Origin of the sequence: Streptomyces sp. NPDC048383 (genome assembly GCF_040651775.1) — a bacterium.
Taxonomy (GTDB): Bacteria; Actinomycetota; Actinomycetes; order Streptomycetales; family Streptomycetaceae; genus Streptomyces.
On the sequence record NZ_JBEZKS010000001.1, the window covers coordinates 334,683 to 346,158 of the forward strand.

At 72.4% G+C, this 11,476-nt stretch carries 10 protein-coding genes; 6 read left to right on the forward strand and 4 right to left on the reverse strand.

Going from position 1 to position 11,476, the window contains the following annotated elements; genetic code table 11:
- The first annotated feature begins 22 nt into the window (after positions 1 to 22).
- From AB0D46_RS01605 to AB0D46_RS01625, 5 genes are all read left to right on the forward strand, one after another.
- Positions 23 to 3,358, forward strand: a complete 3,336-nt coding sequence (locus AB0D46_RS01605) for an RHS repeat-associated core domain-containing protein (protein WP_362875223.1) — start codon at positions 23 to 25, stop codon at positions 3,356 to 3,358.
- A gap of 58 nt (positions 3,359 to 3,416) precedes the next feature.
- Positions 3,417 to 3,545, forward strand: coding sequence for a hypothetical protein (locus AB0D46_RS01610; protein ID WP_362875224.1), 129 nt, complete (start codon positions 3,417 to 3,419; stop codon positions 3,543 to 3,545).
- A gap of 65 nt (positions 3,546 to 3,610) precedes the next feature.
- A complete protein-coding gene (locus AB0D46_RS01615; RefSeq protein ID WP_362875225.1) occupies positions 3,611 to 3,805 on the forward strand; it encodes a hypothetical protein in 195 nt (64 codons plus the stop codon).
- 69 nt (positions 3,806 to 3,874) lie between these two features.
- Positions 3,875 to 4,336 carry an SseB family protein gene (locus AB0D46_RS01620; protein ID WP_362875226.1) on the forward strand — a complete coding sequence of 154 codons (462 nt, stop codon included), beginning with the start codon at positions 3,875 to 3,877 and terminating at the stop codon, positions 4,334 to 4,336.
- Positions 4,337 to 4,379: 43 nt separating this feature from the next.
- The gene (locus AB0D46_RS01625) at positions 4,380 to 5,339 is read left to right on the forward strand and encodes a winged helix-turn-helix domain-containing protein (RefSeq protein ID WP_362875227.1); all 960 of its coding nucleotides are present in this window, start codon (positions 4,380 to 4,382) and stop codon (positions 5,337 to 5,339) included.
- 151 nt (positions 5,340 to 5,490) lie between these two features.
- Here the strand turns inward: AB0D46_RS01625 and AB0D46_RS01630 are convergent, their stop codons facing one another.
- The gene (locus tag AB0D46_RS01630) at positions 5,491 to 5,946 is read right to left on the reverse strand and encodes a hypothetical protein (RefSeq protein ID WP_362875228.1); all 456 of its coding nucleotides are present in this window, start codon (positions 5,944 to 5,946) and stop codon (positions 5,491 to 5,493) included.
- Positions 5,947 to 6,079: 133 nt separating this feature from the next.
- On the opposite strand from AB0D46_RS01630, the gene AB0D46_RS01635 reads away from it, so the two are divergent.
- On the forward strand, positions 6,080 to 7,075 hold the full coding sequence (locus AB0D46_RS01635) for a pirin family protein (RefSeq protein WP_362875229.1): 996 nt from the start codon (positions 6,080 to 6,082) through the stop codon (positions 7,073 to 7,075).
- Between the two features lie 43 nt (positions 7,076 to 7,118).
- On the opposite strand, the gene AB0D46_RS01640 is transcribed toward AB0D46_RS01635, so the two are convergent.
- From AB0D46_RS01640 to AB0D46_RS01650, 3 genes are read right to left on the reverse strand one after another with little or no spacing between them, the layout of a single operon-like run.
- Complete coding sequence (locus AB0D46_RS01640) at positions 7,119 to 9,074, reverse strand: ABC transporter ATP-binding protein (protein WP_362875230.1); 1,956 nt, start codon at positions 9,072 to 9,074, stop codon at positions 7,119 to 7,121.
- Between the two features lie 38 nt (positions 9,075 to 9,112).
- Positions 9,113 to 10,690, reverse strand: a complete 1,578-nt coding sequence (locus AB0D46_RS01645) for a transporter (protein ID WP_362875231.1) — start codon at positions 10,688 to 10,690, stop codon at positions 9,113 to 9,115.
- Positions 10,666 to 11,463, reverse strand: a complete 798-nt coding sequence (locus AB0D46_RS01650) for an ABC transporter ATP-binding protein (protein ID WP_362875232.1) — start codon at positions 11,461 to 11,463, stop codon at positions 10,666 to 10,668. The genes AB0D46_RS01645 and AB0D46_RS01650 overlap by 25 nt, the downstream gene beginning before the upstream one ends.
- Positions 11,464 to 11,476 lie beyond the last annotated feature (13 nt).

The following is an 11,476-nucleotide window of genomic DNA, read 5'->3' on the forward strand; positions in this document are numbered from 1 at the left end:
CCGTACGGCCGCGCTCGCGGCCATGACCGCTCTCGCGGTCACCCTCGCCGGAGCTCCCGCGCTCGCGGAACCCGTCGACCCCGGCCCCACCTCGGCGTGGGGCAAGCCCGGTCCCCGGCTCGACGTACCGCCCGTCCAGGTCGGGCGGACCGTGCCGGTGCCCAACCAGGCCGAGGCCGCGCCCACGCCCGAAGAGGCCGCCTGGCGCGCCGCCCAGGAGGAGCGGGCGCGCACCGGGGAGGAGCCGCCGGCCCCGCAGAACCGTTCCGCCACGGCGATGGCGCCGCTCGTCTACGTTCCGGAGGGCCAGGGCGCGGTGCCGTGGCACCAGATCTCCGACTTCCGGATCACCGACTCCCTGGTGGCCCGGATCAACTACTCCAACGGCAACCTGATGCTCGCCGCGACCGACTTCCAGGTCGCGGGCGTCGGCCAGTCGCTACGGCTGGCCCGGACGTACAACTCCCTGAACTCCCCGTACGGCAAGGTGTCGGACAGCTGGTGGCAGGAGTACGAGCGTTACCTGCACGTCTTCTCCAACTCGGTCGTGCTCTACGCGGCGACCGGTGACACGCTCACCTTCGACAAGAACGCCGACGGCTCCTTCACCACGCCCAAGGGTTACTCGAAGGACCTGAAGAAGAACGCGGACGGCACCTACACCCTGACCGACCGCAAGTCGGGGACGAAGGACGGCTACGACGCGAACGGCACCCTCACCAAGGTCACCGACCGCAACAACGGCACGATCACCGTCACCCAGCACGACGAGGGCTCCGAGCACAAGGGCTTCAAGCTCACCGAGACCCGCTCCGGCCGCTGGCTCGACCTGCTGAAGACGAACCCGTCCCAGTGGCAGGCCAAGGACCACACCGGCCGTACCGCGGTCTTCGACCTCGACGCGGCGGGCAACCTCGTCCGTACCGCCGACACCGAGGGCAAGGCGACCTCGTTCGGCTACGACTCCTCGAACCGTCTGACGAAGATCACCACGCCCGAGGGCCGGGTGACGGTCTTCACCTACGACGCGGAGAACCGCGTCCGCTCCATGCTCCGCGCCACGCAGACGAACGGATCCGGCCACACCGGTCCGACGTACACCTACGACTACTCCGCCGCGTCCCCCTCCGATGCCGGGACCACCACCGTCACCGACCCGGAGCAGTACGCGACGAAGTACGAGCACGACGGCGACGGCCAGGTCACCAAGGTCACGGACGCGCTGAACCACTCCCGGTCCAAGACCTTCGACGCCAACCGCAACGTGCAGACCGCGAGCGACGCACTGGGCGTCGGCGGTACGGGCGCCAACGTGACGGAGTACGGCTGGGACAGCCGCAACAACCCGGTCAAGGCCAAGCTGCCCACCGGCGCGACCGCCTCCGCCGCCTTCCAGACGATCGCCGGCACCGAGCTGCCGAAGACGTCCACCAGCGCGGACGACGAGAAGACGGACTACACCTACGACACCGCGGGCAACACCAAGTCCGTCGCCGTCACCGGCACGGGCGGCGGGAATCAGTCCTTCGACTACAACCCGGCCACGCCCACCTGTGGCGGCTTCGAGGGCCAGCGCTGCAAGGCGACGACGAGGATGAGCGACAGCAAGTCGGTCTCCACGTCGTTCCGCTACGACGCCCAGGGCAACCTGGACCGCGTCACCCCGCCCGCGCCGCTGGGCGTCCTCACCTACACGTACGACGCGCTGGGCCGGACCACGGCCGTGCAGGACGGCCGCGGGGTCAAGACGACCTACACGTACGACAACCGCGACCGGATCAAGACGGTCGACAGCTCCAACTACGCCACCGTGACGTACGAGTACGACGGGGACGGCAACCTCAAGCAGCGCTCGGACGGCACCGGCGTGACGCAGTACGACTTCGACCCGCTCTCGCGCGAGACGGTCCGCACGCTCCAGAACGGCTCGCAGACGAAGCTGGCCTACACCCCGGCGGGCAACGTCGACTACTACCAGGACCCGGCCGGCACCACCGACTACACCTGGAACGAGGTCAACGGGCTCAAGGAGCTGAAGGACCCGAGCGGCAAGGTCACGAAGTACGAGTACAACGAGAACGACTTCCGGAAGAAGACCCTCTACCCCGGCGGCACGGTCCAGGAGGTCACCCCGGACACGTCCGGGCGGCCGGAGAAGATCAAGGCGACCTCCCCGAAGGGCACCCTGGTCGACCTGTCGTACTCCTACCGGAACGGCGTCAAGGACGGCGGGAAGATCCGCACCAGCACCGACGCCGTCGCGGGCCTGAAGACCACGTACACCTACGACGGCGCCGGACGCTTCTCCTACGCGAAGGAGGAGAAGGGCGCCGCGCTCACCTCGTCCTGGCAGTACTGCTACGACCTGGCCGGCAACCTCACCTCGCAGGGCGTGGACCAGGGCTGCCCGCGCGGGACGACGTACGCGCTCAACGACGCGCAGCAGATCACCGCGAAGGACGGTTCGACGGCCAACTGGTCCTACGACAAGCTCGGCAACGAGACCGCCGGGGCGTCGACCCCCGAAGGCACCCGCACCGCCGAGAAGTGGTCCGACCACTCGCAGATGACCTCGGTGACGGTGGGCGGCAAGACGTACGCGGGCCAGTACGGCTCGACGGACCAGAGCGAGCGCATCAAGCTGGGTGACACCTTCTTCCACAACGGGCCGCTGGGTCTGTCGGCGAAGTCGACGGCCGGTGTGGACACGGGATTCAACCGGGAACCCGGGGGCACCTTGAACTCCATGACGACCGGGGGCAAGTCGTACTACTACCTGACCGACGCGCTGGGCAGCGTCGTCGCGCTGGCGGACGGCAGCGGTACGAAGGTCAACACCTACTCCTACAGCCCGCGCGGGGTGCAGCGCGCCGCCACCTCGGAGCAGGTCCCGCAGCCGTACCGGTTCGCTGGCGGCTACCAGGACCCGACCGGCCTGTACCACTTCCAGGCGCGGTACTACGACCCGAACCTCGGCCGGTTCAACTCGCCCGACCCCAGCGGCCAGGAGAAGAACCCGTACCTCTACGCCGAGGGCGACCCGGTCAACCGCATCGACCCCAGCGGGCTGTTGTCCCTGGACCTGGGCGGGGAAGCCTGCTTCTGGCTGTGCGGCGGGGCCGGTGTGTCCGTCAACGAGGACGGGAGCGTCCACCCGTACCTGTCGCTCGGTGTCGGCAACCCCGGCGCCAGCGTCGATGCCAGCCTCGCCTCGGGGTCGGCGGACAAGGGCCTGACGGGCGAGGTCGCCTGCGGGTTCGGTCCGGCGGAGCTGTCCGTGGCGACCGACGGCTCGGAGGGCGTCGGTACCGGCGGCAGCACGGGCAAGTGCTCGGCCACCGCGAAGTACACGTTCTGACCGACCCCCCTCCCCCCATCCACTGAAGCGACCTCACCGACAGGAAAAGGAAGAAGACATGGACCCGATACTGCTCCTCGCCACCAACCGGCCCGACGGGCCCTCGTGGACGCCGTACGTGTTCATCGGCGGCTTCGTGCTGGTGATGATCTTCGTCGGTGTCATGTTCGCCAAGAAGCGCCGGTAAGGACCGGCCGAAGTCCGATGGAGGCGCCCCGGCCGGGGCGCCTCCTCTCGTAGGGGAGGCAAGACATGCAGGCAGTCGTGGGAATCCTCGTCGCGCTCTTCGGGATCGCGCTCGCCGTGGCCGGGCCCCGCTTCGCCGCGACGGTGGGCAGCGGCGCGGGCCGCCGGTTCGAGAGGTCCAACACGGTCGCCTTCCGGGTCCTGGGACCCGTCATCGCCGTCCTGGGCCTGCTCTGGGCCGTGGGCGTGCTGGGGGGATAGCCCGGCGGGGGCGGGGACGGTGGCCGGTACCCGCCGGTACGGGGTCGGCCGCTCGATAGGGTGGGCCGCATGTACGGCTACGACCAGAATCCGGGCGCCCAGCAGCAGGGCTACGCGCAGCAGCCCCCGCCCCAGCAGGGCTACGCGCAGGCGCCGCTGTACCCGGAGCCGTCGCCACCCTCCCTCGCGGACGCGGTCAGGGCCTTCACCACGGGCTCGCTGTCCGCCGAGGACTTCCAGCAGATCTTCGCCACCTCGAAGGTCTACTGCCCGCGCGGCGAGACCCCCGGGTTCCTGGCCCTGCACAACACGCAGCAGCCGGTGATCCCGATGTTCACCTCGCTCAAGGAACTGCGCCGGTACGCCGGCAAGGAGTCCAAGTACTTCGTGATCACCGGCGCCGAGGTGATCGACCTGCTGCCCACCGGCTACGGCTTCGTCCTCGACATGGAGGGCGACCACCGGATGGTGTTCGACGCGAAGGCGGTCGAGCAGATGGTCGACTTCGCCATGCGCCGCATGTACGGCTAGCCGGCCGACGGGGGCCGACGGCGACGGGGGCGGGGGCGGGCGGATGCTGAGGGTGCACTTCACGGCCGAGGACCTGTTCGACGTCACCTTCGCGCCCGAGCCGCTGCCGCTCGTCGAACTCGCGCTGGCGCTCGTCGCCTGGCAGCGCACCGACCAGCCCGCCGTCTTCGGCCGCTGGCGCGCCGGTGTCTCGCGTGAGCTGCCCGCCGGGGCGCGGCCCCTGCTGGACCTGTTGCGCCCCGACGGGGACAACCCGCCGTTCGTGGAGCCGTACGCCGCCGACCTGGAGGAGGCCCTCGCGGCCGTCCGGGACGCCGCGCCGTTCCTCACCCCCGACCAGCTGGCCCGGACGGCCGCCCGGGCCCCCGGGCCCGCCTCCTGGCTGCGCGCGCTGTGGAGGCAGGACCGGGAGGCCTGGGACGTACTGGACGAGGCCCTGCGGGCCGCCCACGCGACGGTGCTCGCCCCCCAGTGGGCCCGGATCAGGCAGTCCTTCCGCGCCGACGTCGCCTGGCGGACCCGGCTGCTGGCCGGCCACGGCATCAAGGCCTGCCTCGCGAGCGTCCACCTCCGGGCGGCCTGGTCCGGCACCGCCTTCGAGGTGGGGCTGCCGCCCGACTACGAGGTCCGGCTCGGTGGGCGCGGCCTGGTGCTCATGCCCTCCGTGTTCTGGACGGGCCGGCCGCTGCTCGCCGGGCGCCCCGACGGCTCGCACGTCCTGGTGTACCCGGCGCTGACCCCCCTGCCACTGGCCGCGCCCGGCCCCGCCGGGGGCGCGCTGGACGCCCTCCTCGGGCGGACCCGGGCGGCCGTCCTCCAGTCGCTGCTGGAGCGGCGTACGACCAGTGAGCTGGCCCGGGACCTCGCCATCAGCCTCCCGTCGGTCTCCGAGCACACCCGCACGCTGCGCGCGGCCGGACTGATCACCACGGAACGCGACGGCCGGGCCGTGCTGCACTCGGCGACGGTCCTCGGCGTGGACCTGCTGCGCAGCGGCGGCTGAGCCCTCGGGCCCCGCAGCCTTCGGGCACCGCCGAAAGGTTCGCGGGGGTGGCCGGGCGGGGTCGACCATCGGTGCTGCGGGAGTGCGGCGCCGGGTACGGGGGTCCCGGCGGCCGCACGGCCCCGCCCCGGGCCCGGCGTCAGGTCCGGCGTCAGGTCCGGTCGGGGCCGTGCGTGCGGTGGGTCACCGCCGCCACGACGCACCAGGCGAGGGCGACCGCCACCGCGGCGACCGCTCCCGCGGCCAGGAGCGGCGCCGGGGGGCGGAAGCCGAGCGCCAGCCGGGTGCCGAGGAACACGAGGACGAAGCCGACGCGGCCGGGCGCGTACACGGGGATGCGCGCGGCCGTACCGCGCAGCGGCGCGCAGGCGACCAGCCCGGCGCCGAGGCACCAGGCGAGCAGGCCCCACGGGGAGCCGGGGGCCGCGCTGGGAATCCCGTACTCCGCCGGCCCCAACCGGAAGGCCGCCGCGATCCAACCGGCCGCCACCGCGCCGCCGGCGATCCCCGCCACCCACAGGGCGTGCCGCCATAGGGGCCCCTGCCTGCGGGTTTCCTCCGGCACGCCGTCGCCGGACACATCGTCGAAGGTGAATAAGTTGCTCACGTCCGGTAGGACGCGCCCCCGGGCGCAAGGGTTGGCGCGGTGCGGGAATTATCCCGACGCACCTCCCGTTGTGGCCGGGTGTGGCAGAAAGTTCGAGTTTCAACTAAACTCGACGCAGAAGGAGGTCCTGACCATGCCCGCAGTGACTGTTGAGAACCCGTTGACCCTCCCGCGCGTGGCCGAGCCGCAGACGGCCGCCGCCCGCAAGGTGCTGGCCGTGAGCACGGCGCCGAGCGGCTTCGAGGGCGAGGGATTCCCGGTGCGCCGCGCGTTCGCGGGGATCAACTACGAGCACCTCGACCCGTTCATCATGATGGACCAGATGGGCGAGGTGGAGTACGCCCCGGGTGAGCCGAAGGGCACCCCGTGGCACCCCCACCGCGGCTTCGAAACCGTCACGTACCTGATCGACGGAACCTTCGTCCACCAGGACAGCAACGGCGGCGGCGGAGTCATCAACGGCGGTGACACGCAGTGGATGACCGCCGGGGCGGGCCTCCTGCACATCGAGGCCCCGCCGGAGTCCCTCGTCCTGTCGGGCGGGCTCTTCCACGGACTCCAGCTGTGGGTCAACCTGCCGTCCTCCGACAAGATGATGCCCCCGCGCTACCAGGACATCGGCGGCGGCCAGGTCCAGCTGCTGACCACCCCCGACGGCGGCGCGCTGCTCCGCGTCATCGCCGGTGAGCTGGACGGACACCAGGGCCCGGGCATCACCCACACCCCGATCACGATGATCCACGCGACCGTCACCCCGGGCGCGCAGATCACCCTCCCGTGGCGCGCGGACTTCAACGCCCTCGCGTACGTCCTGGCCGGACGCGGTGCGGTCGGCCAGGAGCGGCGTCCGATCCAGAAGGGTCAGACGGCCGTCTTCGGCGAGGGCGGCTCGCTCACCATCCGGGCGGACGAGTCCCAGGACTCCAACGCGCCCGCGCTGGAGATCGTGCTGCTCGGCGGTCGCCCGATCCGGGAACCGATGGCGCACTACGGCCCGTTCGTCATGAACAGCCGGCAGGAACTCCAGCAGGCCTTCGACGACTTCCAGGCCGGCCGGCTCGGCACGATCCCGACGACGCAGCGCACGGGCCTCGGCCACCGCGGCGCCGGTGAGGCCGACCAGGACTGACCCGTCCGACGGGCTCCCGACGTTCGGGAGCCCGCCCCGACCGTCAGTCGGCGGTCGGTCGCGAGGTCCCGTGGTCGCCGCCGAGGGTTTGGCCGGCGGCCAGGCGGGCGTACAGGCCGCCCTCGCGCAGGAGTTCGGCGTGCGTGCCCGAGGCGCGCACACGGCCGTCCTCCAGGACGAGGATGCGGCGCGCCCCCGTCACCGTGGACAGGCGGTGGGCTATCACCAGGACGGTGGTGGTGCGCGCGATGTCCGCGATGACCTCGCGCAGCTCGCCCTCGTTGAGCGCGTCGAGCTGCGAGGTGGCCTCGTCGAGCAGCAGCAGCCGGGGCCGGCGCAGCAGCGCGCGGGCGATGGCGACGCGCTGGCGCTGGCCGCCTGACAGGGCCGTACCGCGGTGGCCGACCTCGGTGTCGAGGCCCTCCGGCAGGGCGTCGACGAGCGTGGTCAGTCGTACCTGATCCATGACGTGCCGGAGTTCGTCCGGACTCGCGTCCGGGGCGGCGAACGTCAGGTTGTCGCGCAGGGTGCCCGCCAGGACCGGGGCGTCCTGCTCCACGTAGCCGATGGTCCGTCGCAGTTCGGCCGGGTTCCAGTCGCGCAGCTCGCGGCCGTCGACGGTGACGCTGCCGCTGTCGATGTCGTAGAAGCGCTCCAGCAGGGCGAACAGCGTGCTCTTGCCGGTGCCGGAGGGGCCGACGACGGCGGTCAGTCCGCCGGGTCGGATCTCGAAGTCGGCCCCGTCCAGGACGGGTCGGCCGTCCTCGCGGTAACGGAAGACGACGTCCCGGAAGACGATGCCCGCGCCGCCCCCGGTGGTGCCGCGCTCGCGTGCCGTCCGTGCTGCGGGTACCTCCGCTTCGCCTTCCTCGGGGGCGAGTTCCAGCACCTCGTGGATGCGGCGGACGGCCGCGGTGCCCACTTGGAGGCCGCTGATCCCGCTCGCCAACTGGGCGACCGGCCCCACCAGGTAGAACAGGTACAGCAGGAAGCCGATCAGCGAGGCGACGCTCATCGACCCGTTCGCGACGCGCGCCCCGCCCAGGCCCAGCACCGTCAGGAACGCCAACTGCACGACCAGGCCGCTGGAGGTGCCGGCCACCGCGCCCCACCGGGCCGCCCGCAGGCCCGCCCGCCAGGCGCCCCGCGCCGAACCCTCCAGGACGGCGCTCTCGCGCTGTTCGGCGCCGCTGGCCTTCACCGTACGGATCGCTCCGAGCAGTCGCTCCAGCCCCGAACCCAGCTCGCCGAGGGCCTCCTGGGCCTCCTTGCTCGCCCGCGCGATGCGCGGCATCACCAGGGCGGTGCACCCGCCGATGGCGACGACGACGCCGAGCACGGCGAGGAACAGGACGACGTCGAGCCAGGCCATCAGGACCAGCATGCCGAGCAGGGTGACGGAGCCGATGAGGGTGTCGACCAGGTTGTTGGTCGCCGCCTCGCGCAGCAGGGTGGTGTCGGCGGTGACCCGGGATATGAGGTCGCCGGGCGGCCGCCGGTCCAGGTCCGCGACGCGCAGCCGGGGCAGTCGGGAGATCAGCCGCCTGCGGGCGCCCAACACCACGCTCTCGGCGGCCCGTTCCACGGTGTACACGCCGAACGCACTGGTCAGCGCTCCGCCCACGATCAGCAGGGCGAGGAGCAGTACCTGGCGGGTGACGGACCCGTCGACGGCGAGCGCCTCGACGAACGACTTGGCCACCAGGGGTTGGGCGAGGCCGCTGAGCCCGCCGAGCGCGCTCAGGGCGGCGCCGGCGATCAGGGCCTTGCGGTGCGGGCGGGCGTGCTCCAGCAGGGTGCGGGTGGCACCGGGCCCGGCGGCGTCGACCGCATCGGCCTTGACCGCTTCGGCGTTGGCCGTGCCTGCTTCGCCCGTGCCTGCTTCGCCCATGCCTGCTTCGGCCGTGCCTGCGTCAGCCGTGTCGGCCTCGGCCGCGACCGTGTCGCCCGTCGCCGCGTCCGCGTCCATCGCGTCGCCCTTCGTCGTGCCGGCCTTCATCGTGGTGGCTTCTCTCGTTCCTTCGTCGGGTCGGTGGGTCAGGACATCCGCAGGACGGTGAGGATCTCCGGCGCCTTCTCGAACAGCCGCCGACCCATGGCCCGCAGCGTCACCAGGACGGCGAGCATCCCGTACGCCGTCCCCAGCGGCAGCAGCAGCCAGGAGGACGCGGAGCCGTCCAGGGCGATCGCGCCGATGATCACCGGGGCGATCGCCACCACCCCGAGGAGCGAGCCGCAGAAGTTCGCCAGGTGGTAGCCGCCGCTCTGGCCGGGCGCGCTCACGCTCCACGGGTCCTCGGGGTACGGGTAGGGGCGGAACACGCTGATGACCATGCCCAGGGCGAACGTCACCCCGAGCAGCGCGAAGCTGACGCCGAGCGCGGCCGCGAGCTGGTCGGTGCGCCCGGTGGCGAGGGCGACGCCGCAGCCCACGACGGTCAGCCACGGCACGATGAACACCAGCTGGGGAAGCAGCCGGCCGACGAGTTCGGCACGGGCCTGCGCCACGGTGCGCAGCGTGGCGACGTTGCTCCAGATCGCGGAGCCGTCCAGGGCGAACAGCACGCCGGGGACGGTCAGTCCGAAGACCCAGGCGCCGCCGACGGCGACGTACGGGGTGCGCGCGCCGATCGGCACCATCACGACGGGGAACAGCACCGCGTACGCCAGCGCCGCGATCATCGTCATGCGGTGCCTCGGGGACCGGGCGAAGGCGCTCAGCTGGTGGTGGGCGACCAGCAGGGTCCGGCTGGAGGCGAGGAGCCGGGCCCGGCGGCCGGTCGTACGGGCGGCGCGGACCTCACCGGCCCGGGCCGTGGAGGAGTCCGTGGTGGTCATCAGGCGGGCCAGGGAGCCGTGCCACCACACCATCAGCAGGCCGATCAGGGCGGCGGTCCCGGCGAGTTCGAGCAGGGCGGTGCCGGTCCTGCCGTCGGCGGCGGCCCGGACGGCGTCGGCCGGCCAGCCGGGCGGGGTCCGGCGCAGGATCCGTACGACGACGGGCGGCAGCGCGAGACCGGAGCCGGCGGTGGTCAGCAACAGGTAGGCGGCGTACCCGCCGACGGCGGTCAGCAGGCCGCCGAGGGCGGCGGCGTCCTTGCCGCGCCGGCCGGTCAACGCCCGCGCGAAGGCCGCCAGTACGGCCCGGGAGGCGACCACGCACAGCAGCAGCGCCAGCGGCACGGCGAGGACGGTGACGAGCGCGCCGGGCAGGCTGTCGAACGCGCCCTCGGCGGCGCCGACGACGGCTCCGGTGATGAGGACGAGGGTGCACAGCGGCCCCGGGCCGACGAGCGCGGAGGCGGTGGCCCCCGCGATCAGCCGGCTCGGCCGTACGGGCAGCACGGCGAGCCGGGTCGGATCGGAGCTCTCGTCGCCGCCCGCGCCGAAGGACAGCGGCAGCGCCAGCCAGGCGACGGCCAGTCCGGCGAGGACGAGGACGGCGAAGTCGGCCGATTCGGGTTCGCCCTGGGCCCGGGCCAGGCCCACGGCCACCCAGCAGGCGCCGGTCAGGCTGATGAGCGAGCCGGAGACGAAGCCCACGGCGCGGGCGGTGCTGCGGCGCAGACTGCTGCGCAGGAGGGCGAGTTTCAGCCCGACGAAGACCCCAACCATGCGAGGCTCCCCCCCTTCGCCTTCCCGGCGGGGGCGCCGACCAGTTCCATGAAGCGCTCGTTCAGGCTGCGGCCGGCCCGTACCACCTCCAGGGTGCCGTCGGCGACGACGCTGCCCTTGGCCATGATGGCGACGTGCGTGCACAGGGCCGCCACGAGCTCCATGACGTGGCTGGAGAAGATCACCGTCGAGCCGGTCGCGGTGTACTGGCGCAGCACCTCGCGGATCGTCTCGGCCGACACCGGGTCGACGCTCTCGAAGGGTTCGTCGAGGAACAGCACCGGCGGGTTGTGCAGCAGCGCGGCCGCCAGGCCGATCTTCTTGCGCATGCCGGTCGAGTAGTCGACGACGAGCTTGTCGCCGGCCTCGGTGAGCCCGAGCACGTCGAGCAGCTCCTCGGCGCGGGCCTCGGTGTCGGCGGCGGGCAGTTCCCGCAACCGCCCGGTGTAGCGGAGCAGTTCCCGGCCCGAGAGCCGCTCGAACAGGCGCAGGCCGTCGGGCAGGATGCCGATGCGGTGCTTGGCCTCGTACGGGTCCTGCCAGACGTCGTACCCGGCGACGCGGACGGTGCCCGCGTCGGGCCGGAGCAGGCCGGTGATCATGGAAAGGCTGGTGGTCTTGCCGGCGCCGTTGGGGCCGACGAGGCCGTAGAAGCTGCCCCGGGGGACGGTGAGGTCGATTCCGCCGACGGCCGGTTTGCCGTCGAACTCCTTGCGGAGACCTCGTACTTCCACGGCCGCCGGGACCGTTTCGCCTTCGGGGGGGTGGTGCATCGCGCTGCCTTCC

What these genes read in the sequence shown, in the direction of transcription:
- AB0D46_RS01605 (WP_362875223.1), top strand. Translation starts at nt 23, where the DNA reads ATGACCGCTCTCGCGGTCACCCTCGCCGGAGCTCCCGCGCTCGCGGAA.
- AB0D46_RS01610 (WP_362875224.1), top strand. Translation starts at nt 3,417, where the DNA reads ATGGACCCGATACTGCTCCTCGCCACCAACCGGCCCGACGGGCCCTCG.
- AB0D46_RS01615 (WP_362875225.1), top strand. Translation starts at nt 3,611, where the DNA reads ATGCAGGCAGTCGTGGGAATCCTCGTCGCGCTCTTCGGGATCGCGCTC.
- AB0D46_RS01620 (WP_362875226.1), top strand. Translation starts at nt 3,875, where the DNA reads ATGTACGGCTACGACCAGAATCCGGGCGCCCAGCAGCAGGGCTACGCG.
- AB0D46_RS01625 (WP_362875227.1), top strand. Translation starts at nt 4,380, where the DNA reads ATGCTGAGGGTGCACTTCACGGCCGAGGACCTGTTCGACGTCACCTTC.
- AB0D46_RS01635 (WP_362875229.1), top strand. Translation starts at nt 6,080, where the DNA reads ATGCCCGCAGTGACTGTTGAGAACCCGTTGACCCTCCCGCGCGTGGCC.
- AB0D46_RS01640 (WP_362875230.1), bottom strand. Translation starts at nt 9,074, where the DNA reads ATGAAGGCCGGCACGACGAAGGGCGACGCGATGGACGCGGACGCGGCG.
- AB0D46_RS01645 (WP_362875231.1), bottom strand. Translation starts at nt 10,690, where the DNA reads ATGGTTGGGGTCTTCGTCGGGCTGAAACTCGCCCTCCTGCGCAGCAGT.
- AB0D46_RS01650 (WP_362875232.1), bottom strand. Translation starts at nt 11,463, where the DNA reads ATGCACCACCCCCCCGAAGGCGAAACGGTCCCGGCGGCCGTGGAAGTA.